General features: G+C 46.1%; 2 protein-coding genes. Both read right to left on the reverse strand.

The window, feature by feature from the left end:
* Positions 1-2: 2 nt before the first annotated feature.
* Positions 3-197, reverse strand: a complete 195-nt coding sequence (locus CD152_RS12060; RefSeq protein WP_157819772.1) for a hypothetical protein — start codon at positions 195-197, stop codon at positions 3-5.
* Positions 187-447: hypothetical protein (locus CD152_RS12065; RefSeq protein ID WP_205757042.1), on the reverse strand; the 261-nt coding region annotated here is incomplete at its 5' end. The genes CD152_RS12060 and CD152_RS12065, both read right to left, overlap by 11 nt.

Raw genomic sequence — 447 nt, forward strand, 5'->3', positions numbered from 1 at the left:
TCCTAATGCATCCCTGTCATAAGATAATAGATGGTGAATATCACAAAGATCAGACTGATGATGACGGGGATATAGTTCAGGATAAGCTTTGTTCTGAGGTAGCTATGATTCAGCTCCGTCTGATGCATCTCTATTTCAGACTTCATCTCTCTTTTCAGATCCGTTAGGACGTCCCGTCTAAGACTTTCAGCGTTCAAATCCACCACGGTCATGGCGTCTATCTTGTCCTGGCTGTGTTGGATGGTCCTCTGAAGTTCGATCTTGAGTGTTCGATTTTCGTTGATGACCGTGCGCATCTCCTGTTTGAGTGTCTCGTTGTAGCGTCTCATCTCCTGCATCTCTGATACGAGCGTCGAGTACTTGTCGTGCATACTGTTGAATGCGATCTCTGCTTTCTGGTACTTCAACGTTAGCTGTACGACCTGCTGGGAGAGATGTGAATCCTGA

Origin of the sequence: Macrococcoides caseolyticum (assembly GCF_002902665.1) — a bacterium.
In the GTDB taxonomy this organism is placed as follows: Bacteria; Bacillota; Bacilli; order Staphylococcales; family Staphylococcaceae; genus Macrococcoides; species Macrococcoides caseolyticum.